The sequence below is a fragment of the Pseudomonas sp. Leaf15 genome, assembly GCF_001421425.1.
Lineage (GTDB): Bacteria > Pseudomonadota > Gammaproteobacteria > Pseudomonadales > Pseudomonadaceae > Aquipseudomonas > Aquipseudomonas salomonii.
Window position 1 is genome coordinate 543105 of record NZ_LMKI01000023.1, and the last position, 21924, is coordinate 565028.

Below are 21924 nucleotides of genomic sequence, written 5' to 3' on the forward strand. Positions count from 1 at the left end.
AGCCAGCGCCTGCGCAAAACCTGACTACACTGCTTGCGGGTATGCTCAGGACGTCGGTGCAGGACCGGCGAAGGAACGCACAATGATTGGCCATGGACTCGGCCCGGCCCGCCAGCGCGGCGCCATCGGCCTGATAGGCGCTTTAACCCTCGGTATTGCGCTGCTGTTTCTGCTGCTGGTGGTCGACAGCGGTCGCCTGTACCTGGAGAAGCGCAAATTGCAGCGTGTGGCCGACACCGCAGCGCTGGAGGCGGTAAGCCGCAGCGGCACATGCGCGGCGCCCGCCAACAATGCTGCGCAGTTTGCAACTGAAAGCGCGGCGCGCAACAACTTCAGCCTCGACGACAATCGCACGCTTTCCACCGCCTGCGGCACCCTGGCCACCGGCGCAGATTTTATGCGCACGTTCAGCGCCGACCCGAGCAAAACCGACGCTATCCGGGTGGTTGCCACCCATCGCGTGCACACCAGCATTGCCCATGGCGTGCGCACCCTGTTCTCGGGTCAGCCCGTAAACCTGACAACGCAGCTGAGCGCCACCGCCGTCGCCGCCGCGCCAACCCCCACGGTTGCCCAGCTCACGGTGCGCAGCACCTTATTGACCGTGGACAGCACCCAGTCTGTCGCCCTTAACGCCTTGATCGGTGGCCTGCTGGGCGGCAAGTTGCAGTTGGACGCAGTGGGCTGGAATGGCCTGCTCAACACCGATATCAGCTTGCTCAAGTACCTGGATGCGCTGGCCGTCCAACTGAAAGTCAGCGCCGGCAACTACGACCAGTTGCTCAAGACCGACGCCACCGTCGGCCAACTGATCCAGGCGGCCATTGATGTGCTCAAGCTGGGCGGTGATGCGGTCAACGTGGTGATCAACAATCTGGAAGCCATCAAGCTGATTGCACCGGGCACGCAGATCCTGCACCTGGGCGACCTGATCAATATCCAGAATGGCACCGACAAAACTGCATTGGATGTGAACCTGCAATTGTTCAACCTGATCCAGGGTTTTGTGCAACTGTCGAACAAGGCCAGCGCGGTTGCCGTGGAGTTGCCGGTCAATGTGCTGGGCCTGCTCGGCGTGACCGTGTCGACCAAAGTGATCGAGCCCGGGCAGGTTTCCAGCATCGGCAACCCCAAAGATATCGCCAGGCAGCCCATCTATGTGCGCACCGCCCAAGTGCGCACCTTGATCTCGGTAAAATTGCCGATCGTCACCCTGGTCAATAACCTGCTGGGGGGCGTGGTGCAGGCGCTCAGTGACCTGTTGGGCGGGCTGTTTGGCTTGCTCGACCCCAATTGCTGCCTGGTCGCCAGCCTGGAAATCGGCGACACCCTCGACATCGCCCTCGAAGCCGCCGGCGGCAGCGCCAGGGTCACCGGCTACAGTTGCGACAGCGGTAAAAAGTCGTTGTCGGTACTCGGCGAAACCTCGGCATTGCGCGCGATGATTGGCCAGGTTGACCCCAAGAATCTGTACTCATCCACCGAAACACTCAAGGTGGACGAGTACCCGCTGGTGGATATCGGCACTAAAACCTGCAAGCGCGGCACCGGCGTGTGCGGCGACAGGCAGGCCTTCGCGGCGGGCGGCCTGGGCATCCGAGTCGACAGCGAAGTGTTGAAAACCGCGCGTGCGCACACCTACACCGACCCGCCCGCGATCAACCAGCAACCGCTCTATTACGCATTCGCCAGCTCGAACGCGGTCAGCAGCCTCAAGGAAACACTCACCGGCATCCTACTGATCAACCACCCGCCCAAAATGGTCAGCCTGTTGGGCGCCGTGCTGGGCCTGGTCACGGGCGTGGTCAACGGTTTGCTCACCACCCTGGGCGGTGTGATTGCCGGGCTGCTCGGCCCGCTGCTCGACCCCATCGTCAACAACCTGCTCGCCGGCCTGGGCATCGACCTGGCGAAAGTCGAAATCGGTGCCAACCTGTCGTGCAACCCCGGTGGCCGGGCGATGCTGGTGATCTGAGCACATCAGGCCCGCTGATCATCGTCCAACACGCTAACCTATTAAGCCGCCCCGACCTTGTCGCTGGGCGGCGGTGCGCATTAGATTAGCCAATAGTCCAAGGCCTTTAGAATAAGCAGAAGGGATAAGCATGGCGCTTAACGACCAATCGACCCAGATTCGCCCCGGCGAAGAACTTGATGCCAGCCTCATCGATCCCTACCTCAAGGCGCATATTCCCGGCCTTGCCGGCCCGGTCAAAATCAGCCAGTTCCCCGGTGGCGCATCCAACCTGACGTACCTGCTGGAATACCCCGGCCAGGAATTCGTGCTGCGTCGCCCGCCGTTTGGCCACAAAGCCAAGTCCGCCCACGACATGGGCCGCGAATACCGCATTCTCAATCAGCTCAAGGACGGCTTCCCGTATTGCCCCAAAGCCTATGTGCACTGCCTTGATGAGTCGGTGATCGGCGCCGAGTTCTATGTGATGGAGCGCGTCAACGGCATCATCCTGCGCTCGGACCTGCCCGCCGAGCTGGGCCTGGACGCGCCCAAGACCGAGGCACTGTGCAAAAGCTTTATCGACAAGTTCGTCGAACTGCACCAAGTGGATTACGCCGCCTGCGGCCTGGCCGACCTGGGCAAGCCCGAAGGGTATGTAGCGCGCCAGATTCGTGGCTGGAGCGACCGCTACGAAAAAGCCCTGACGCCCGACGCACCCAGCTGGGAAACCGTGCGCGCGTGGCTCAACGACAAGATGCCGGCTGACCACCCGACCTCCAGCATCGTGCACAACGACTACCGCTTCGACAACGTGATCCTCGACCCGCACAACCCGATGCAGATCATCGGCGTACTGGACTGGGAACTCACCACGTTAGGCGACCCGCTGATGGACTTGGGCAACACCCTCGCCTACTGGATCGAAGCCGCAGACCCGGCGCCGGTGCAACTGATGCGCCGCCAGCCCAGTAATGCGCCGGGCATGCTGACTCGTCGCCAATTCGTCGACTATTACGCCGAGCGCTCCGGCATCCAGATCGACAATTTCGACTTCTACTACACCTACGGCCTGTTCCGTTTGGCCGGCATTGTGCAGCAGATCTACTACCGTTTTTTCCACGGCCAGACCCAGGACAAACGCTTTGCGCAGTTCATCCATATGAACAAGCTGCTGGAGCAAATGAGCCTGAACGTCATCGCTAAATCAGCCCTCTGACTACACGAGCAAGGAACCCAGCATGTCCAAGACCCATCTGTTCGACCTCGACGGCAAAATCGCATTTGTTTCCGGCGCCAGCCGTGGCATCGGTGAAGCCATCGCCAAGCTGTTGGCCCAGCAAGGTGCGCATGTGATCGTCTCCAGCCGCAAGCTCGAAGGCTGCCAGCACGTGGCCGATGCGATCATCGCCGCCGGCGGCAAAGCCACCGCCGTGGCCTGCCATATTGGCGAAATGGAGCAGATTACCCAGGTGTTCGCCGGTATCCGTGAGCAGTTCGGGCGCCTGGATATCCTGGTTAACAACGCAGCCACCAACCCGCAATTCTGCAACGTACTGGACACCGACCTGGGTGCGTTCCAGAAGACCGTTGACGTGAATATTCGCGGCTACTTCTTCATGTCGGTGGAAGCCGGCAAGCTGATGCGCGACAACGGCGGCGGCAGCATCATCAACGTGGCCTCGATCAACGGCATCTCCCCGGGCGTGTTCCAGGGCATCTACTCGGTGACCAAGGCCGCCGTGATCAACATGACCAAAGTGTTTGCCAAGGAATGCGCGGCGTTCGGCATCCGTTGCAATGCGCTGCTGCCGGGCCTGACCGACACCAAGTTCGCCTCGGCGCTGGTCAAGAACGACTCGATCCTGAAGATGGCCCTGGCGCAGATCCCGCTCAAGCGCGTGGCCGACCCAAGCGAGATGGCCGGTGCGGTGCTGTTCCTGGCCAGCGATGCGTCCAGCTACACCACCGGTGTGTCGCTGAATGTGGACGGTGGTTTCCTGTCCTGACCGGACCTTGCAGGCACTGCCAATCCCTGTGGGAGCGGCAGTCGTTGACTCAAGGGCGCTTGAACTGTTGGCGTAGAGCCTCTATGCGCGGTCGGCACACACAGCCTTCCAAGTGATCATTGACCATCCCCATCGCCTGCATCAGCGCGTACATCGTGGTGGGGCCAACAAAGGTCCAGCCGCGTTTCTTCAAGGCTTTGGACAAGCGCACCGATGCCGGTGACGTCGGGTTGCCGGTCCAGTAAGCCATGTCCACCACCGCCGGGCGTTCCTCTGGCGGAGGTTCAAATGCCCACAACCAGCGCGCCAGCGAACCGGTTTCGTCCACCAGTTCACAGGCCCTGCGCGCGTTGTTGATGGTCGAGACGATCTTCGCGCGGTTGCGCACGATGCCTGGGTCGTTCATCAGCCGCTCGATATCGGCCTCGCCGTATTGCGCAACGCGGCGAAAATCAAACCCTTCGAACGCCGCCCGAAACTGCTCGCGCTTGCGCAAAATGGTGATCCACGCCATGCCCGCCTGAAAACCTTCCAGGCAAATTTTCTCGTACAGCGGGGTGTCGTCTGCCACCGGCACGCCCCACTCGTGGTCGTGGTAACGCGGATATTCAGGTGCGGCAGTGCGCCAGGTGCAGTGCGTCAGCCCTGCTGCGTCGGTGGTCAGCCCGGGTCTATCCATGTGTCACCTCGCCAATCAAGGCGCGGATGATAAGCGAAAAAAAATATTACCTGCCAACCGCTCAAGCATCACCCTTACCGACCAACTGGTCAGACCGGGACCTGGCAACCGCCGAATATTTACTTGTGATTTGAAAAAAACCCGGCGTAGACTGGCCGCGCACTGGACATACCGGTAAGACCACAACAATTAAGCCCTGGAACCACCAGGGCACCGAATAGAGATCCCTCCCATGCTCAGATGGTGCTCGCGTTCGATTTTCCTGCAAGTCGTGATTGGCCTGATGTTAGGCGTTATTTGCGGCCTGGCCCTTCCCGAATTCTCCTCGCAACTCAAACCCCTGGGTGACGGCTTTATCAAGCTGATCAAAATGCTGATCGGCCTGATCGTATTCTGCGTGGTGGTCAGCGGTATTTCCGGTGCCGGCGACCTGAAGAAGGTCGGGCGCATTGGCTTGAAGTCAGTGATCTACTTTGAAGTGCTGACCACCGTCGCCCTGGTGATCGGCCTGATCATGGCGTTCAGCACGGGTATCGGCCAAGGCGCCAATATTCACTTGGAGCAGCTATCGTCCGCCGGCCTCAATGAGTTGGCTGACAAGGGCCAGCACATTCGCGGCACCAGCCAGTTCCTGATGGACCTGATCCCCAACTCGGTGATCGGCGCCTTTGCCGACAACAACGTGCTGCAAGTGCTGCTGTTTTCGGTGCTGTTCGGCAGCGCGCTGAACCTGGTGGGCGAAGCCGCTTCCGGCATCTCGCGGCTGATCAACGAACTCAGCCATGTGATCTTTCGCATCATGGGCATGATCGTGCGCCTGGCGCCAATCGGTGTATTCGGCGCCATCGCCTTCACCACCAGCACCTACGGCCTCGATTCTCTGCAACACCTGGGCAGCCTGGTGGGCTTGTTCTACCTGACCTGCTTTGCCTTTGTCGGGCTGGTGCTGGGCCTGGTGATGCGCTTGTCCGGCCTGCGCATGCTGCCGCTGCTCAAGTACCTGCGCGAAGAGCTGCTGATCGTGATGGGCACCGCCTCCTCCGACGCGGTATTGCCGCAGATCATGCGTAAACTCGAGCACTTGGGCATTGGCAGCTCCACCGTCGGCCTGGTGATTCCCACCGGTTATTCATTCAACCTCGACGGTTTCTCGATCTACCTGACCCTGGCCATTGTGTTTATCGCCAATGCCACCGGCACGCCGCTGTCGATGACTGATTTGGTGACCATCCTGCTGGTGTCGTTGATCACCTCCAAAGGTGCCCACGGCATTCCGGGCTCGGCGCTGGTGATTTTGGCGGCCACGCTGACCGCGATCCCGGCGATTCCGGTGGTGGGGCTGGTGCTGGTGTTGGCGGTGGACTGGTTCATGGGCATCGGCCGCGCGCTGACTAACCTGATCGGCAACTGCGTGGCCACCGTGGCCATCGCCCGTTGGGAAAAAGACATTGATATCCAGCGCGCCAACAAGGTGCTCGACGGCGAGCAAGGGTATGCCTTCCAGGCCAAGAAGCCGGTGCTGCCGGCGCATCAGGAGTTCTAGCAACATAATTCAACTGTGGGAGCTGGCTTGCCGGCGATAGCGGTGGGTCAGCCATAGAGATGTTGGCTGGCAGTCAGTCATCGCAGGCAAGCCAGCTCCCACATGGAATCGTCATCGTATTGGCAACATCCAAGGAGACGTAGACGTGATCAGCACTTCAACCGTCGTCAATTCAGTCGTAGAAAAACTGCGCGCCGCACTCAAGCGGGGCCAGTGGCGCCAGGGCGACATGCTCCCCGGCCAGCGTGAACTGGCCGAGCAGATGGGCATCAGCCGCCCGAGCCTGCGCGAAGCCGTGATCGTGCTGGAAACCCTCGGCCTGGTGCGCTCGATGCCCGGCAAAGGCGTGGTGGTGCTGGAAACCAGCATCAGCGAACCACAATCCAGCGACGCCGTGGCCGACGCCAGCCTCGAAGATATCTTGCAACTGCGCTACACCCTCGAACCCTTTATTGTCGGCCTGGTTGCCCAGTCCATCAGCAGCAAGGAAGTCGGCCAGTTGCGCCTGACCTTGATGGACATGCGCGAAGCCCTGGAGGCCGGCGACGCCGAAGCGGGCATGAACGCTTACATCGGCTTTCACGAAGAGCTGTTCGCGCTGACTTCAAACCCGATCTTCCAGAATGTGGTGCAGCAGACCAGCAACGCTCTCAAGCAAAGCGCCCAGGTACTGCGCAATTCGCCCGAGCACTTGGCCGAACGCCTGCAGGAGAACGACGCCGTGGTGCGCGCCATCCGCAACAAGAACAGCGCCCTGGCCAGCGCCGAAATGCGCCGGCACATCCTCCAGGAAGGCCTGCGCATGGGCATTCGTTTGAATATCCCGGACGACCATCTGGGCAGCTGATTTTTTGGAGACCGACCATGAGCGCCCACGCCCTGCAACGCAATGCCGTCCTCCCTGCCCTGCGCCTGGTTGGCGGCAAAAAACTGTCGGTGGATGACATCTACCCACGCCTGTTCGACGCCATCCTCGAACAACGCATCGCCCCGGCCAGCCGTTTTACCGAAGAAAGCCTGGGCGAAACCTTTGGCGTGAGCCGCAGCGTGATTCGCCGTGTGCTGGCCAAGCTGTCCCATCAGCAAGTGATCATCCTACGCCCCAACCAGCGTGCCCAAGTGGCGGCGCCGGATGCGCAGCAGACGCGGCAGATCCTGGAAGCACGACGGATGACCGAGATCACCGTGGTGCAGTTGGCCTGCGCCCAAGCGACCACCACGCAGATACGCCAGCTGCGCGAGTTGATTGCACGGGAGCGCGACTGCATCGAACGCGACCAGCGCGGGCCGGCCATTCGATTATCGGGGCGTTGGCGCAATTCCTCAACAGCCTGGTGCCGTTGACGTCATTGATCATTGCGCAATATGAAGCGAAAGCCTGCACCTACTGCGCGTGGCAGGAGCATCTGGCGATTGTCGATGCGGTCGAGCAACGCGACGTGCGCAGTGCGACAAGCCTGATGAGCCGGCATCTGGATCACCTGGAAGCCAAACTACTCCCGCTTGGGAAACGCCCGACATAACCAGCGCTCGCTAAGCGGCAGAATGCATTCATTCCTTACATCAAGGCCCACCTATGGATGAATACTTCTATGCAACCTGTCGCCTTTACGTTGCTTGCAGCCCTTTTCATAACGTCGCTCACGGTTTACGCACACGCCGGTGACGACGTAATCATCACACCCGCGCACCCCGTGTGGTTGCTTGAGCGGCCCGACGTCGACAGCCCGATGTTGACCACCGCACGGACTTTTGGTGACAGCGCTTACAACGACTTCCACACCAAAGCCAGCCTGGAAATCAGCTGCCATCCGGGAAACCCAACGGCCGGACTGGCGCTGCAGATAACCCCGGAAACGCTGGGCCTGGACATTGAGCCATTTCATGGCAAAGACGCCCGCACCAATGGGCCGTTGCGTATAACCACGGGAGCACGCACGGCCATTGAGCTTTCGGTCAGTGGCGTCTGGACTTACGCCGGGTCTTTCCAGCTAGGGACGGTCTTTGCGTTCAGCACCCAAGTGCCGCGTGATGAACTGGCCTACTGGGCCAGTGATGCCTCACGGGGCCAGACGCTGAAACTTTGGTTGGCGCCTGCCAAGGCAGGCGGCAAGCCGCTGACGGCAACCTTCACGTTGCCGGCAAACAACAGTGGGTTGAAAAGAGTTATCCAGCCGTGTTTGGGGAGTCGTTAACGCTGGAAGATCAAACTGTGGGAGCTGGCTTGCCTGCGATAGCGGTGGGTCAGCAGCCTTCCTGTTACTGAAAGACCGCTATCGCAGGCAAGCCAGCTCCCACATGGGGTGTGTGGGGTTTGATGAATGTGGCGCCAACAAAAAGCCCCCGCCTCTCACGAGGCGGGGGCTTTTGTTTTACCGAGGGATCAAGCCGGTTGCAGCACCGACTGACCGCTCAATGCCAGGTCGAGCAACGCACCGTTGGCCGTTGGCGCAATTCCTCAACAGCCTGGTGCCGTTGACGTCATTGATCATTGCGCAATATGAAGCGAAAGCCTGCACCTACTGCGCGTGGCAGGAGCATGTGGGGATTGTGGATGCGGTCGAGCAACGCGATTCAAGTGGCGCCGTGACCCTGATGACTCAGCACCTGGATCATCTGGAAAGCAAATTACTCAAACACCACTGAGTCCAAGTGGATGAAGATCAAACTGTGGGAGCTGGCTTGCCTGCGATAGCGGTGGGTCAGCAGCCTTCCTGTTGCTGAAAGACCGCTATCGCAGGCAAGCCAGCTCCCACATTGGGTGTGTGGGGTTTGATGAATGTGGTGCCAACAAAAAGCCCCCGCCTCTCACGAGGCGGGGGCTTTTGTTTTACCGAGGGATCAAGCCGGTTGCAGCACCGACTGACCGCTCAACGCCAGGTCGAGCAACTCACGGTTGGCGACCGCATACATGGCGTAGTCCGTGCCGACGGCTGCACGGATTTCGACCATCATTGCGCGCCAGCGATCGGCCATGTCCTGGTGCTGCTCAAGCCACAGGGCCACGCGGGCTTCCATGTCTTGTGGCGCGTCGGCCATTTGCAGCACCGAAATGGTGATCGCCCGTTGCTGCCAGTCCACATCGTCGCGGAACGCTTCGCGGGCCTGGGCCTGCCAGTTGTTAGCCACCGGCAGATCGCTGATCTGCTGCAGGTACCACGGCAAGTCCAGGGCGCTGCCGACGGCGAAGTAGGCCTTGGCCACTTCGGCGGCGTCATGCCCGGTCACGTCGGCGGCTTCGATGATTGGCAGCAAGGTGTACAGGTGAGTCGTACCGGCAACCATGCGCGCCAACAACTCCGGTACGCCGGCTTCGGTGTAGGCCTGGTAGCGGTTCTGCCAACCTTCGCGGGTCGGGCCTTCCAGCAGTTCGTCGAGCTTGAGGCCCAACGCCGCCAGGTGCGGACCAAAGTGCGCGGTGTCGCGGCCAGCGTCCTGCTCGTTGCGACGGCTGCGCAGGAACCAGCGCGTAGCGCGACGGCCCAGGCGCATCAGCTCATCCATCAGCTCCAGTTGCACGTCGGCGGACACCTGGTGGTCCAGGGCTTCGATCTGACGGAACCAGTGCGGGAGGTGGAAAATGTCACGCACGATCACATAAGCGCCCGCCACGTTCGCCGGGCTCATGCCGGTCGACTCTTTGAGTCGCTGAACGAAGGTGATACCCATGTGGTTGACCAGGTCGTTGGCGATCTGGGTGCTGACGATTTCACGCTTGAGACGGTGACGGCGCATGGCTTCGCCGAACTTGGCCACCAGGCTCGGCGGGAACGCGGTCTCCATGTCACGGGTCAGGTAGTCGTCATCCGGCACCAGCGACTTGAGCAGGGCTTCCTTGAGATCGATCTTGCTGTAGGAGATCAGCACCGACAGCTCGGGACGGGTCAGGCCCTTACCGGTGGAGGCACGCTCCACAAGCTGCTCTTCGGTCGGCAGGTACTCGATGGCGCGATCCAGCTTGCCACGGCCTTCCAGGTCGCTCATCAGGCGTTTGTACTCGGCAGCACGCTCGTAAGCCTTGCGCGCGGCCAGGGACAGCGCCTGGGTTTGCTTGTAGTTGTTGCCCAACACCAGGTTGCCGACTTCGTCGGTCATGCTCGCCAGCAGCTGGTTGCGCTGCTTGTCGGTCATGTCACCGGCCTGCACCACTTCGTTGAGCAGGATCTTGATGTTCACTTCGTGGTCGGAGCAGTCCACACCACCGGCGTTGTCGATGAAGTCGGTGTTGGAGCCGCCGCCATTGAGGCCGAACTCCACACGACCCAGCTGGGTCATGCCGAGGTTACCGCCCTCGCCCACGACCTTGCAGCGCAGCTCATTGCCATTCACGCGCAGCGCGTCGTTGGCCTTGTCGCCCACGTCGGCGTGACTTTCGGTGCTGGCCTTGACGTAAGTGCCGATACCGCCGTTCCACAACAGGTCCACCGGCGCCTTGAGCAAGGCGTTGAGCAGTTCGGTCGGGGTCAGCTTGTCGGCCGAGATGTCGAAGCGTTCTTTCATCTGCGGCGAAATGGCGATGCTTTTGGCACTGCGCGAGAAGATCCCGCCGCCTTCGGACATGATGCTGGTGTCGTAGTCGGTCCAGGCCGAACGCGGCAGCTCGAACATGCGCTGACGTTCGACGAAGCTGGTCGCCGGGTTCGGGTTCGGGTCGATGAAGATGTGCAGGTGGTTGAAGGCCGCGACCAGTTGCAGCTTGTCGGACATCAGCAAGCCGTTACCGAACACGTCACCGGCCATATCGCCGACGCCCACCACGGTGATGCTGTCTTCCTGCACGTTGATGCCGCGCTCACGGAAGTGACGCTGCACACCCACCCACGCGCCCTTGGCGGTGATGCCCATTTTCTTGTGGTCGTAACCGGCCGAACCACCGGAAGCGAATGCATCGCCCAGCCAGAAGCCGTAGTCGATGGCAATACCGTTGGCGATGTCGGAGAAGGTCGCAGTGCCCTTGTCCGCCGCAACCACCAGGTACGGGTCATCGTCGTCATGGCGCACGACGTTGACCGGTGGCACCAGGGCGCCGTCCTTGAGGTTGTCGGTAATGTCCAACAGGCCGGAAATGAAGATGCGGTAGCAGGCGATGCCCTCGGCCGCGATCTCGTCACGGGTGCCGCCCAATGGCAGGCGACGCGGCAGGAAGCCGCCCTTCGCACCGACTGGCACGATGACCGAGTTCTTCACCTGCTGGGCTTTTACCAGGCCGAGCACTTCGGTGCGGAAGTCTTCTTCACGGTCGGACCAGCGCAGGCCGCCGCGCGCCACGTTACCAAAGCGCAGGTGCACGCCTTCAACACGCGGCGAGTACACGAAGATTTCAAACTTCGGCACCGGCTTGGGCAGCTCGGGAATCGCACGCGGGTCGAACTTGAAGCTGAAGTACGACTTGTTCTGGCCGTTGGCGTCGGTCTGGTAGAAGTTGGTGCGCAGGGTGGCCTTGATCAGGTCCAGGTAGCGACGCAGGATGCGGTCTTCGTTGAGCACCTGAACATCGTCCAGGGCCGTGAGAATCGCTTGCTCCAGGCGTTGCTGCTTGTCTTCCAGGTCGTCGGCGGTAAGCTTGCGCGCCAGGTAGAAGCGGGTCTTGAACAACCGGGTCAACTCGCGGGCGATGTCGGTGTGGTTGTTCAGGGTGCTGGCGATGTAACCCAGGTCGAAGCCCAGGCGGATCTGCTTGAGGTAACGGGCGTAAGCACGCAGCAGCGCCACGTCGCGCCAAGGCAGGCCGGCGGTGAGTACCAGACGGTTGAACGCATCGTTTTCGGCATCGCCATGCACGATGTGCACGAACGCGTCCTGCAGAGTGTCGTTGAGCTGCTGGATATCCAGGTTCACGCCTTCGGCAGCGATGAACGCAAAATCATGGATCCAGAACTCACGGCCATTGGCATGACGCAGGCGGTACGGGAACTCACCCAGCACGCGCAGGCCGAGGTTTTCCAGGATCGGCAGCACGTCGGACAGCGCCAGTGGCGTGTCGGCGTGGTAGAGCTTGCAATGCAGCTCACGCTGGCCGGAGACCTGGCCCAACGGCTGGTAGAAGCTCATCACCAACGGGTTGGCTTCGGTCAGGCTGTTGAGGTGCTGCATGTCGACCACGGCCGAATGCGCAGCAAAACGCTCGCGGTAACCTGCGGGGAAGCCTTTCGGGAAGTCCGCCAGCACGTTGGTGCCCTGGGCTTCGCCGAAGCTTTCCACGACCAGGCTGGCGTAGTCGTCCTGCCAGCTGCGGCAGGCCTGCACCACTTCTTTTTCCAGTTGAACCGGGTCGATGTCCAGGCGGTTCTTCGGGTCCACCCGCAGAATCAACTGCACACGGGCCAGTACGGACTCGGAGAAGAAGGTCCAGAACTCGCAGTCCGACGCTTTCAGGCGATCCATCAGCACTTGCTGGATCTTCTGGCGCACTTCGGTGGAATAGATATCGCGCGGCACGTAGGCCAGGCAGTAGCAGAAACGACCGTACGGGTCTTTGCGCAGGAACACGCGGATCTTGTTGCGCTCCTGGATCTGCACGATCGACATCACGGTGTTGAACAGTTCGTCGACCGGGGTCTGGAACAGGTCATCACGCGGCAACACTTCAACCACCTGGGCCAGCTCTTTGCCCAGGTGCGCCTTGGCCTGGAAGCCCGAGCGGCGCTCGATTTCCGCGACTTTACGGCGGATGTAAGGGATCACTCGCACGCTTTCGCCGTACACCGACGAAGTGTACAGGCCCATGAAGCGGTGTTCCTTGATCACCTTGCCGTCGGCGCTGATCTCACGGATCGACACATAGTCCGGGTAAGCCGGGCGGTGCACGCGGCTTGGGTGCGCGGCCTTGGCGAACGACAGCACGGTCGGTTCACGCAGGTAAGCCACGGCGTAGTCTTCGATGCGCGTGTCTTCGGCGGTGAGGCCGGCACGCAGCAATTTGGTCAGACCGAGGAAGGAGCCGGTGTCATATTCGATATGACCACCGTCCGCCTCGTCACGTACCACAAACTCTTCATAGCCAAGGAAGGTGAAGTGGTTGCCCACCAGCCATTCCAGGAAGCTCTTGATCTCGGCTTTTTCTTCGCCGTCGATGCTGAACTGGCTGGCGTCGATACCGGCCAGCAGGTCCTGGACCTTGGCTTTCATCGGTTCGAAGTCGGCCACGGCCACGCGCACTTCGCCCAACACTTGCTCAAGCTCTTTGCTCAGCACGTTGAGTTCGGCGGCATTGGCGCAACGGTCGATTTCCAGATACATCAGCGACTCTTGCTGAATGCCTTCGCCCTGGGTGCCTTTTGGCAGGATTTCCAGCAACTCGCCTTTATTGCCGCGACGCACGCTGAGCACGGTGGTTTGCAGGGTGTGGATGCTGTAACCACGGCGGTTCAGCTCGGTGCGTACCGAGTCGACCAGAAATGGCAGGTCATGGTGCAGCACTTCAACCGCGGTGTGGGTCGACTGCCAGCCATGACGTTCGTAATCGGGGTTGTAGACCCGCACTTGCGGTTGGGTGTGGTCAAAGCGCTCAAGCAGGCGCCAGGCAGACAGGGTGCAACCGGCCAGGTCGGAAAGGCGACGTTGGGTCAGTTCGTCCAGGGAAATAATGCCGAAGAATTGCTCAGCGAACAGCGCCACTTGTGGCAGTGCCTGTTCACTGATGTGCTGCGCCAGTGCCGCTTGCAGTTGATGCTGGAAGTCGGACTTGCTGGCTGCGGTGAAGAACGCCATCTGTGGTACTCCGCTTGGGCTTGTTATTGATGGAAGCGTCGCGTGTTATCCCCTTGCGGGGAGACCGTCAGCGCTGTTCGTCGGTACTGATAACAAGCACCTTAAACGAATCAGGGTGACAGGTGGGTGAAGCTGGACAAGACAATGAGGTCACATACAACTTCCATAAGATGTACTCCACGCCAGGCGACGGTAAGACGGGCAGGTCAGGCTCCCGGCACAGGGCACATCCGTTGCGCAGCTTAACGAGTGTAGGAAGACAGCTGCTTGCGACGCTGCGACATATTCGGTCATCGGTACGCAGGCTTGGGGTTGCGACTTGGGTAACCCGGATTTTTTCCGAGGAAAAACCGGCTATTTCCAACCTGCCGAGTATCAAAAATGACTGGTATTACCCGTCAAGTCACGCCTTGGCGTCTGACACAGAATGCAGCACAAAATTCGCCGCAATGGCACAATTGCTCCGCTGCGCCCTCCCCCCTACAGGATTTCCCATGCTGCAAATGAACACCGATGCACTGATGGCCACGCCCTGCGACGACGAAGAAGACAACATGGCCATGCTGTGCTGCCACGGCAACAATGGCGAGATGTTCATGCTCAGCCGTTACCCGGACGAGGATGAGGTTGAGCTGACCTGGGATTACGAACCGTCAACCCTGGATGGGCTGAAAGTCACCTTGAGTGACACCACATTGGTGATTGAACTGGCGGCGGGTGATGCCGATGCACTGGGTGGCAAAGACTGTTTGGAGATCACCCACACCACCGCCGTGTCGGATATGGCTGAAGTGGAAGAAACCTTGCAGAACATTCTCAAGGGCACCGGCACCTTCAGCCGGATTTAAACGACGCCAAGGATCAAATGTGGGAGCTGGCTTGCCTGCGATGCAGGCACCTCGGTATATCAGGTCACCCCAGTTGATGCCCTCGCAGGCAAGCCAGCTCCCACACGGGTCGAGCACACCTCGCTGGAATTTGTGCGCTGCACACAAAAATCCTACAAGTTTTGCTAAAAATACCCACCACTCCGTTAGTCGCCACACCCCGCGATGCATTAAAGTAGACGCCCCAGGCCCGGCGGTTTTTTCGACGTTGGGGCTCATCTCTCCAGGAACCGTCATCGATGGAACATCGTGAAGCGCTGCTTGCGCTGCGAACCTTTCTTTCTACGCAGATTCTCGGCCAGGAAAAACTCATCGATCGCCTGCTGATCGCCCTGCTCGCCGACGGCCATATGCTGGTCGAAGGCGCACCGGGCCTGGCCAAGACCAAGGCCATCAAAGAGTTGGCCGAAGGCATCGAAGCGCAGTTCCATCGTATCCAGTTCACCCCCGACCTGCTGCCCGCCGACATCACCGGCACCGAGATCTATCGCCCGGAAACCGGCAGCTTCGTGTTCCAGCAAGGCCCGATCTTTCACAACCTGGTGCTGGCGGACGAAATCAACCGCGCCCCGGCCAAGGTGCAATCGGCGCTGCTCGAGGCCATGGCCGAACGCCAGGTCAGTGTGGGCCGCAGCACCTACGACCTGTCGCCGTTGTTTTTGGTGATGGCCACGCAAAACCCCATCGAGCAGGAAGGCACTTACCCGTTGCCCGAAGCCCAGCTCGACCGTTTCCTGATGCACGTCAAAATCGGCTTCCCGGACGCGGCCGTCGAACGGCGCATCCTGCAGCAAGCGCGGGGCGAAGCACTCAATGGCGAAACCAAGCCTGAGCGGCGCGTAAGCCAGCAGGCGATTTTTGCCGCGCGCAAGGAAATCCTCGGCCTGTACATGGCCGATGCGGTGGAGGAATACCTGGTGCAACTGGTCATGGCCACACGCACCCCGGCCAAGTTCGACCCGGAAATGGCCGAGTGGATCGCCTACGGCGCCAGCCCGCGCGGCTCCATCGCCCTCGACCGCTGTGCCCGTGCGCATGCGTGGCTGGCCGGGCGCGACTTTGTGAGCCCGGAAGATATCCAGGCGGTGCTGTTCGACGTGCTGCGCCATCGCATTATTCTGTCGTTCGAGGCCGAAGCGGCCGGCATTGACCAGGACCGCGTGGTGCAACGCATTCTCGACGTCGTAGCCGTCGCTTGAACCCCATGAATGCCGGCGATGGAATCCGCGTCACACTCAGCGAGTTGATTGAGATGCGCCATCGCGTGCGCGAAGTGCAGCTGTTTTCCACACCCAGCCAGCGCAGCCCGTTGATCGGCCTGCACCACTCCAAGCTGCGTGGGCGCGGGGTCGACTTCGACCAGGTGCGCGTGTACCAGGCCGGCGACGATGTGCGCACCATCGACTGGCGTGTCACGGCGCGCACCCAGGAGCCGCACACCAAGCTGTTCCACGAAGAACGCGAACGGCCGATTTTCATCATGGTCGAGCAAAGCTGCCGGCTGTTTTTCGGCTCCGGCCAGATGTTCAAATCGGTACTCGCCGCCCAAGCCGCCAGCCTGATTGGCTGGGCCGCGCTGGGGCACAACGACCGTGTGGGCGGGTTGGTGTTCGGCGACAGCGAGCACTACGAAATCAAGCCCCGGCGCAGCAAACAAAGCCTGCTGCAATTGCTCAACCGTCTGGTGCGGGTGAACCAGAGCCTGAACACCGAAAGTCGCCCCGAAGCCGACGCGTTGGGCATGGCCCTGCGCCGTGGCCGCGAAGTGCTGCGCCCGGGCAGTCTGGTGATTGTGATCTGCGACGAGCGCGCCCTGACCGAAGGCGCCGAGCAGCAACTGAGCCTGCTGTCACGGCATTGCGACCTGCTGTTGCTGCCTATTTCTGACCCGCTGGACCACGCCCTGCCCGCCGCGGGGCTGCTGCGTTTCGCGCAAAGAGGCGCACAACTGGAACTGGACACCCTGAACTTCGATTTGCGCCAGGCTTACAAAGCCCAGGCCGAGGAGCGTATTGCGCGCTGGGAACTGCTCGCACAGAAGCTGCGCATTCTATTGATGCCCTTAAGCACCCAAAGCGAAATGGTCGAGCAACTGCGCGAATACCTCAACCCGCAACGCCCGGTTAAAAAGCAATGAGCAGCCTCGACCAACTGCAGCCCCTGATCGCCCCGCCGGCCATCGGCTTCTGGCCGCCTGCCCCAGGCTGGTGGTTGTTGCTGCTGGTGATTCCCCTGCTGGGCTGGGGCTTGTGGTGGTTGCGCCGGTTCCTGCCCACAAGCCGGCCCGTGGCCCGCGCCGAACAACCACTGGACCCGCTGCGCATCGCCGCCCTGGCCGAACTGGCGCTGATGCCCAAACCTTACGACGGCGCGCCCGCCGGTGCCTGGCTGCAACAACTCAATGGCCTGCTCAAGCGCCTGTGCCGCAACGACTACCCCTACAGCCAGAGCCACACGCTCAACGGGCGCAAATGGCTGGCGTTCCTCGACAACCGTTGCCCCGCCGCCGGCCTTACGCGCTGGATGGTGTTGGTCGAAGGCGCCTACAAACCCGAATGCAAACTCGACGACAAGGCCATCGCCGGCCTGACCCAAGCGGTCGATACCTGGATTCGCAAACATGTTTGAGTTCGCCTGGCCGTGGATCTTCGCCCTGTTGCCCTTGCCGTGGTTGATGCGCTTTATCCTGCCGGTGGCCGACAGCGGCGAGCCCGCGTTGAAGGTCAGCTACCTGGCCGACCTTGAAGGCCTGGCGCGCCGCCGTGCGCGGGTCAACCTGCCCGGCTGGCGCCAGCAAGCGCCGTTCGTGGTGTTGTGGCTGCTGCTGTTGACCGCCGCCGCCCGCCCGGAATGGCTCGGCGAACCGCTGCCAATTGCCGCCAGCGGCCGTGATTTGCTGGTGGCCGTGGACGTGTCCGGCTCCATGGACTTCCCCGATATGCACTGGCACGACGATGACGTCAGCCGCCTGAGCCTGGTGCAGCATTTGCTCGGCGACTTCCTGGAAAGCCGCGAAGGCGACCGCGTGGGCCTGATCCTGTTCGGCAGCCAGGCGTACCTGCAAGCACCGCTGACCTTCGACCGGCGCACCGTGCGTACCTGGCTGGATGAAGCGCGCATCGGCATCGCCGGCAAAAACACCGCCATCGGCGATGCGATTGGCCTGGCCCTTAAACGCCTGCGCCAGCGTCCGGCACAAAGCCGTGTGCTGGTATTGGTCACCGATGGCGCCAACAATGCCGGGCAGATCGACCCGCTGACCGCTGCGCGCCTGGCGGCCGAAGAAGGCGTAAAAATCTACCCGATCGGCATCGGCGCCGACCCGGAGCAAACCGGCTCGTTGGGCATCCTGGGCGTCAACCCGAGCCTGGACCTCGATGAACCGGCCTTGAAGGCCATCGCGGACGCCACCGGTGGCCGCTACTTCCGCGCCCGCGACGGCGATGAGCTGCAAAAGATCAAGCAAACCCTCGACCAGCTGGAACCGGTGGCCCAACAACCGACCCAGGCACGCCCGGCCCAGGCGCTGTACAGCGCACCCTTGGCGCTGGCCCTGATACTGAGCATGCTGCTGGTGGTGCAGGAGCGCTGGCCCAATAACGCATTGCAACGCTGGTTCAATAAGCTCTCGACCAAAGGCATTTTTTTGCAGCAACACCCGCAATGGCGCCAACGCCTTAAACGCCTGCGCTTGCGGAGGCGTAGATGATCGACCTGTGGCCGCACTGGTTCCGCCCCTGGTGGCTGTTGCTGCTGCCGTTGCTCGGCTGGCTGCTGTGGCAGCTGTGGCACCGGCAAAAGCGCGCCGGGCGCTGGCAGATGATTTTGCCGCCGGCCTTTCATGCGGCGCTGCTCAGTGGCGGCAACGGTCGCGAGAGCAAATCACCCTGGGTGGTGCTGGGTATCGCCTGGCTGCTGGCCGTGTTGGCGTTGCTCGGCCCCAGCTGGCAAAGGGTTGAACAGAACAGCCAGAAACCCGCCGACCCGCTGGTGGTGCTGCTGGAGCTGACCCCGGAAATGCTCGCCACCGACAGCCCGCCCAATCGCCTGGAGCAGGCGCGGCGCAAGCTCTACGACTTGCTGCAAGCGCGCGACAACGCGCCCACCGCCATCGTCGTGTATGCCGGCAGCGCGCACACGCTGGTGCCGCTGTCGGACGACCTGGCCACCAGCCGCAACCTGCTCGAAGCCTTGCGCCCCTCGATCATGCCCGAGCCCGGCCATCGCGCCGACCTGGCGGTAGAAAAAGCCCTGAGCCTGCTCAAGCAAGCCGGCCTTGGCCAGGGGCGCCTGCTGCTGGTGGGCTCGTCGCTGTCCAAACAGGAGCGCCAGGGCATTCGCCTGCAGTTGCAAGGCGCCCAGGCCCCGACCCTGTCGATTCTCGGTATCGGCAGCCGCGAAGGCACGCCGGTGACCCAGGAAAGCGGTGAGTTCCTTAAGGATGACCAGGGCGCCATTCTGGTGCCGCGCCTGGACAGCCCGACCCTCAAGGCCTTCGCCAGTGAGATGGGCGGCCGTTACCGCGCCGCGCGCCTGGACGACAAAGACCTGCGCCAGCTCAACCTGCTCGACGGCCCGCAACAGCTGCGCAATGACGGCCAGCTGCTGCACCTCGATACCTGGGCCGACCAGGGTTACTGGTTGCTGCTGCCCCTGCTGCTGCTCGCCGCGTGTGCGGGCCGCCGTGGCTGGCTGTTCTGCTTGCCGTTGCTGCTCTTGGGTGCGCCGCAGCCCAGCTATGCCTTTGAACTTCAGGACCTGTGGCTGCGCCCCGACCAGCAGGGCCAATACCTGCTGAAGAAAAAGCGCCCCAGCGAGGCCGCCGAACACTTCGAAGACCCGCAATGGCAAGGGGTAGCGCTGTATGAGGCGGGCAACTACGCCGAGGCGATCAAGCGTTTTGCCCAGGGCAATGACGCCTATTCCCACTACAATCGCGGCAATGCCCTGGCCAAATCCGGTGAACTGGAAGCCGCCATCGACGCTTATGAGCAAGCGCTCGAAGCCCAGCCCGACCTGCAACCGGCGTTGAAAAACAAAGCGCTGGTCGAAAGCCTGATCCAGGAAAAAACCCAGCCCGAACCGGCCAAGCCCGCCAAAAATGAGGATGACGAAACCACCCAACCCGGCCAAACTGCGCAACCGGGCAGCAGCGGCCAAAGTGCCACGGGCGGCGAGCAATCGCCCCAAGGCCAAGGCCAGGCCAGTGCCGGCGATAACCAGACGGGCGCCACCCCCAAAGCCGGCGGCAATGACGTACCCGGCAGCGAACTGGGCGACGAGCACACCACCACCCCGCCCTTGCGCCCCGCCGATGCCAACCTCGATGGCGAGCATCGCCAGGCGCTGGAGCAATGGCTGCAGCAGATCCCGGACAACCCCGGCGAACTGCTGCGACGTAAATTCTGGTACGAACAGCAACAACATCAGGACAAGACTCGATGAGCCGCCGCACCACCCTTCTGCTCCTGCTTGCACTGTCGGCAGGCCACGCCCAGGCGGCCAACCTGGTGGCGAGTGTCGACCGCAGCCGCGTCAATTCCGGGGAAACGGTGGAGCTGACGGTGGAGTCCAGTGACGTCACCCAGTTCGGCAAACCCGACTTGTCACCGCTGGATGCGCAGTTCGAAGTCAGCGGCACGCGCCAGATCAACCAGCTCACCACCCTGGGCGGCGATAACCACGCCACCACGCGCTGGATCATCACGTTGCTGCCCAAGGAAAACGGCACCGTGGTGATTCCGCCGCTGCAAGTGGGCGAACTCAAGACCCAGCCGATCAGCCTGCAAGTGCTGGAAACCGCCAGCCAGAACACCAGCGCCGAACTGGCCCCGGTGTTTATCGAAGCCAACCTCGACCAGAGCAGTGTGTACGTGCAGGCCCAGGCGCTGCTGACCGTGCGCGTGTACCACTCGGTGTCGCTGTATGACGACAGCAGCCTCACGCCGTTGCAAATCCCGGATGCGCGCATCGAGCAATTGGGCGAGTCGCGCACCTACGAAAAGGTCATCAACAGCATTCGCCACGGCGTGATCGAAACCCGTTATGCGATCTACCCGCAGCACAGCGGTGCCCTGGTGATACCGGCGCAGACTTTCAGTGCCACCCTGGTGGAATCGCGGCCGCCCCAGGAGAACACCCTGCAAGGCACCAAACCGGGCAAGTTGATTCATGTCAGCTCGGCCGAGTTGCCGCTGACGGTAAAACCCAAGCCGGAATTTTACCCCGCCGACGCCGCCTGGCTGCCTGCGCGCAGCCTGACCCTGAGCGAAGCCTGGAACCCTGAACCCGATCACGTACAAGTCGGCGACTCCCTGACGCGCAGCCTCACGGTCAAGGCCGAGGGTTTGTCCAGCGCACAATTGTCGGCACTGCCCACCAGCGAGATCAACGGCCTGCGCCGTTACCCGGACCAACCGGTGCTCGCCAACCAGAACAGCGACCGAGGCCTGATCGGCAGCCGTGAAGACCGCGAAGCCCTAGTGCCCACCCGCGCCGGCAGCGTGGAAATGCCCGCCGTGGAAGTGGTGTGGTGGAACACCCACGAAGATCACCTGGAACGCACCAGCCTGCCCGCGCGCACGCTGCAAGTGGCGACCAACCCAAGCCTGGTGGTGGACACGCCCGCCATGCCAACGGTGATTACCGCACCGGACGATAGCCGCCTGTGGCTGTGGCAACTGAGCACCTTGATACTCGCCTGCACCACGCTGTTGGGTTTCGGCCTGTGGTGGCGCGCCCGTCGCCAACCTGCCGTGCAGCGCGCCGCGCAAACCGGCCCGAGCCCACGCTCGCTGCTGGACGACCTCAAACGCGCCACCCAGGCCAACGACCCGCAAGCCACGCGCCAGGCGCTGGATGCCTGGGCGCGGCAACAGCCGGAAACCCTGGCCGACATGGCGGCGCGGTTTGTGCCGTTGTCGGATGCCCTGGATGGGCTGAATGGCGCGCTGTACAGCGAGAGCGGCCAATACTGGCTGGGTGAAGATCTGTGGCGTGCGGTCAAAGCGATTCCAATGGTCGAACGTGCGCAAGACCCGGCCACGGATACCACCAGCTTGCCGCCGCTGTATCCCAAGTAAATCTCTACCTGTCTGACAGCACAAAACCCATGTGGTGTGGGCATGGCTTGATCGGCGATC

15 protein-coding genes and 2 pseudogenes are annotated in these 21924 nt (G+C 61.8%); 15 read left to right on the forward strand and 2 right to left on the reverse strand.

The genetic code is table 11. The annotated features are described in order from the left end of the window. Nucleotides 1-82: 82 nt before the first annotated feature. The 3 genes from ASE80_RS18710 to ASE80_RS18720 all read left to right on the forward strand — a co-directional run bounded on the left by ASE80_RS18710 (nucleotide 83) and on the right by ASE80_RS18720 (nucleotide 3963). Nucleotides 83-1975, forward strand: coding sequence for a pilus assembly protein TadG-related protein (locus tag ASE80_RS18710; protein WP_056860252.1), 1893 nt, complete (start codon nucleotides 83-85; stop codon nucleotides 1973-1975). A gap of 130 nt (nucleotides 1976-2105) precedes the next feature. Next, nucleotides 2106-3173, forward strand: coding sequence for a phosphotransferase family protein (locus tag ASE80_RS18715; protein ID WP_056860253.1), 1068 nt, complete (start codon nucleotides 2106-2108; stop codon nucleotides 3171-3173). 22 nt (nucleotides 3174-3195) lie between these two features. Further along, the gene (locus ASE80_RS18720) at nucleotides 3196-3963 is read left to right on the forward strand and encodes an SDR family oxidoreductase (RefSeq protein WP_056860254.1); all 768 of its coding nucleotides are present in this window, start codon (nucleotides 3196-3198) and stop codon (nucleotides 3961-3963) included. A gap of 49 nt (nucleotides 3964-4012) precedes the next feature. Here ASE80_RS18720 and ASE80_RS18725 read toward each other — a convergent pair whose 3' ends face one another. Next, nucleotides 4013-4642 (reverse strand): DNA-3-methyladenine glycosylase I, encoded by a 630-nt coding sequence (locus ASE80_RS18725; RefSeq protein ID WP_056860255.1) that lies wholly within the window; start codon nucleotides 4640-4642, stop codon nucleotides 4013-4015. Between the two features lie 217 nt (nucleotides 4643-4859). Between ASE80_RS18725 and ASE80_RS18730 the strand changes: the two genes are divergently transcribed. The 5 genes and pseudogenes from ASE80_RS18730 to ASE80_RS30840 all read left to right on the forward strand — a co-directional run. Continuing rightward, the gene (locus ASE80_RS18730; RefSeq protein ID WP_177336530.1) at nucleotides 4860-6185 is read left to right on the forward strand and encodes a C4-dicarboxylate transporter DctA; all 1326 of its coding nucleotides are present in this window, start codon (nucleotides 4860-4862) and stop codon (nucleotides 6183-6185) included. 145 nt (nucleotides 6186-6330) lie between these two features. After that, nucleotides 6331-7032, forward strand: coding sequence for a FadR/GntR family transcriptional regulator (locus tag ASE80_RS18735; protein WP_056860257.1), 702 nt, complete (start codon nucleotides 6331-6333; stop codon nucleotides 7030-7032). Between the two features lie 17 nt (nucleotides 7033-7049). Next, a pseudogene (locus ASE80_RS18740) lies at nucleotides 7050-7708 on the forward strand (GntR family transcriptional regulator). Between the two features lie 69 nt (nucleotides 7709-7777). Then, nucleotides 7778-8380: a hypothetical protein gene (locus tag ASE80_RS18745; protein WP_056860258.1), complete on the forward strand. Its 603-nt coding sequence runs from the start codon at nucleotides 7778-7780 to the stop codon at nucleotides 8378-8380. A gap of 247 nt (nucleotides 8381-8627) precedes the next feature. Next, nucleotides 8628-8831, forward strand: a pseudogene (locus tag ASE80_RS30840) (FCD domain-containing protein); the annotation flags it as partial. 195 nt (nucleotides 8832-9026) lie between these two features. Here the strand turns inward: ASE80_RS30840 and ASE80_RS18755 are convergent. Beyond that, nucleotides 9027-13895, reverse strand: coding sequence for an NAD-glutamate dehydrogenase (locus ASE80_RS18755; protein WP_056860260.1), 4869 nt, complete (start codon nucleotides 13893-13895; stop codon nucleotides 9027-9029). Nucleotides 13896-14389: 494 nt separating this feature from the next. Between ASE80_RS18755 and ASE80_RS18760 the strand changes: the two genes are divergently transcribed. The 7 genes from ASE80_RS18760 to ASE80_RS18790 all read left to right on the forward strand — a co-directional run bounded on the left by ASE80_RS18760 (nucleotide 14390) and on the right by ASE80_RS18790 (nucleotide 21864). Beyond that, entirely contained in the window at nucleotides 14390-14743 is a 354-nt protein-coding gene (locus ASE80_RS18760) for a hypothetical protein (RefSeq protein WP_056860261.1), read from the forward strand. A 278-nt stretch (nucleotides 14744-15021) separates the two neighbouring features. Next, a complete protein-coding gene (locus ASE80_RS18765) occupies nucleotides 15022-15981 on the forward strand; it encodes an AAA family ATPase (RefSeq protein ID WP_003174327.1) in 960 nt (319 codons plus the stop codon). Between the two features lie 5 nt (nucleotides 15982-15986). Continuing rightward, the gene (locus ASE80_RS18770; RefSeq protein ID WP_056860262.1) at nucleotides 15987-16919 is read left to right on the forward strand and encodes a DUF58 domain-containing protein; all 933 of its coding nucleotides are present in this window, start codon (nucleotides 15987-15989) and stop codon (nucleotides 16917-16919) included. Then, on the forward strand, nucleotides 16916-17410 hold the full coding sequence (locus tag ASE80_RS18775) for a DUF4381 domain-containing protein (protein ID WP_056860263.1): 495 nt from the start codon (nucleotides 16916-16918) through the stop codon (nucleotides 17408-17410). The genes ASE80_RS18770 and ASE80_RS18775 overlap by 4 nt, the downstream gene beginning before the upstream one ends. Further along, entirely contained in the window at nucleotides 17403-18491 is a 1089-nt protein-coding gene (locus ASE80_RS18780; RefSeq protein ID WP_056860264.1) for a vWA domain-containing protein, read from the forward strand. Before ASE80_RS18775 ends, ASE80_RS18780 begins: the two co-directional genes overlap by 8 nt. Then, a complete protein-coding gene (locus tag ASE80_RS18785) occupies nucleotides 18488-20227 on the forward strand; it encodes a tetratricopeptide repeat protein (RefSeq protein ID WP_056860265.1) in 1740 nt (579 codons plus the stop codon). Before ASE80_RS18780 ends, ASE80_RS18785 begins: the two co-directional genes overlap by 4 nt. After that, nucleotides 20224-21864, forward strand: a complete 1641-nt coding sequence (locus ASE80_RS18790) for a BatD family protein (RefSeq protein ID WP_056860266.1) — start codon at nucleotides 20224-20226, stop codon at nucleotides 21862-21864. Before ASE80_RS18785 ends, ASE80_RS18790 begins: the two co-directional genes overlap by 4 nt. Nucleotides 21865-21924 lie beyond the last annotated feature (60 nt).

What these genes read in the sequence shown, in the direction of transcription:
- ASE80_RS18710 (WP_056860252.1), top strand. Translation starts at nt 83, where the DNA reads ATGATTGGCCATGGACTCGGCCCGGCCCGCCAGCGCGGCGCCATCGGC.
- ASE80_RS18715 (WP_056860253.1), top strand. Translation starts at nt 2,106, where the DNA reads ATGGCGCTTAACGACCAATCGACCCAGATTCGCCCCGGCGAAGAACTT.
- ASE80_RS18720 (WP_056860254.1), top strand. Translation starts at nt 3,196, where the DNA reads ATGTCCAAGACCCATCTGTTCGACCTCGACGGCAAAATCGCATTTGTT.
- ASE80_RS18725 (WP_056860255.1), bottom strand. Translation starts at nt 4,642, where the DNA reads ATGGATAGACCCGGGCTGACCACCGACGCAGCAGGGCTGACGCACTGC.
- ASE80_RS18745 (WP_056860258.1), top strand. Translation starts at nt 7,778, where the DNA reads ATGCAACCTGTCGCCTTTACGTTGCTTGCAGCCCTTTTCATAACGTCG.
- ASE80_RS18755 (WP_056860260.1), bottom strand. Translation starts at nt 13,895, where the DNA reads ATGGCGTTCTTCACCGCAGCCAGCAAGTCCGACTTCCAGCATCAACTG.
- ASE80_RS18760 (WP_056860261.1), top strand. Translation starts at nt 14,390, where the DNA reads ATGCTGCAAATGAACACCGATGCACTGATGGCCACGCCCTGCGACGAC.
- ASE80_RS18765 (WP_003174327.1), top strand. Translation starts at nt 15,022, where the DNA reads ATGGAACATCGTGAAGCGCTGCTTGCGCTGCGAACCTTTCTTTCTACG.
- ASE80_RS18770 (WP_056860262.1), top strand. Translation starts at nt 15,987, where the DNA reads ATGAATGCCGGCGATGGAATCCGCGTCACACTCAGCGAGTTGATTGAG.
- ASE80_RS18775 (WP_056860263.1), top strand. Translation starts at nt 16,916, where the DNA reads ATGAGCAGCCTCGACCAACTGCAGCCCCTGATCGCCCCGCCGGCCATC.
- ASE80_RS18780 (WP_056860264.1), top strand. Translation starts at nt 17,403, where the DNA reads ATGTTTGAGTTCGCCTGGCCGTGGATCTTCGCCCTGTTGCCCTTGCCG.
- ASE80_RS18785 (WP_056860265.1), top strand. Translation starts at nt 18,488, where the DNA reads ATGATCGACCTGTGGCCGCACTGGTTCCGCCCCTGGTGGCTGTTGCTG.
- ASE80_RS18790 (WP_056860266.1), top strand. Translation starts at nt 20,224, where the DNA reads ATGAGCCGCCGCACCACCCTTCTGCTCCTGCTTGCACTGTCGGCAGGC.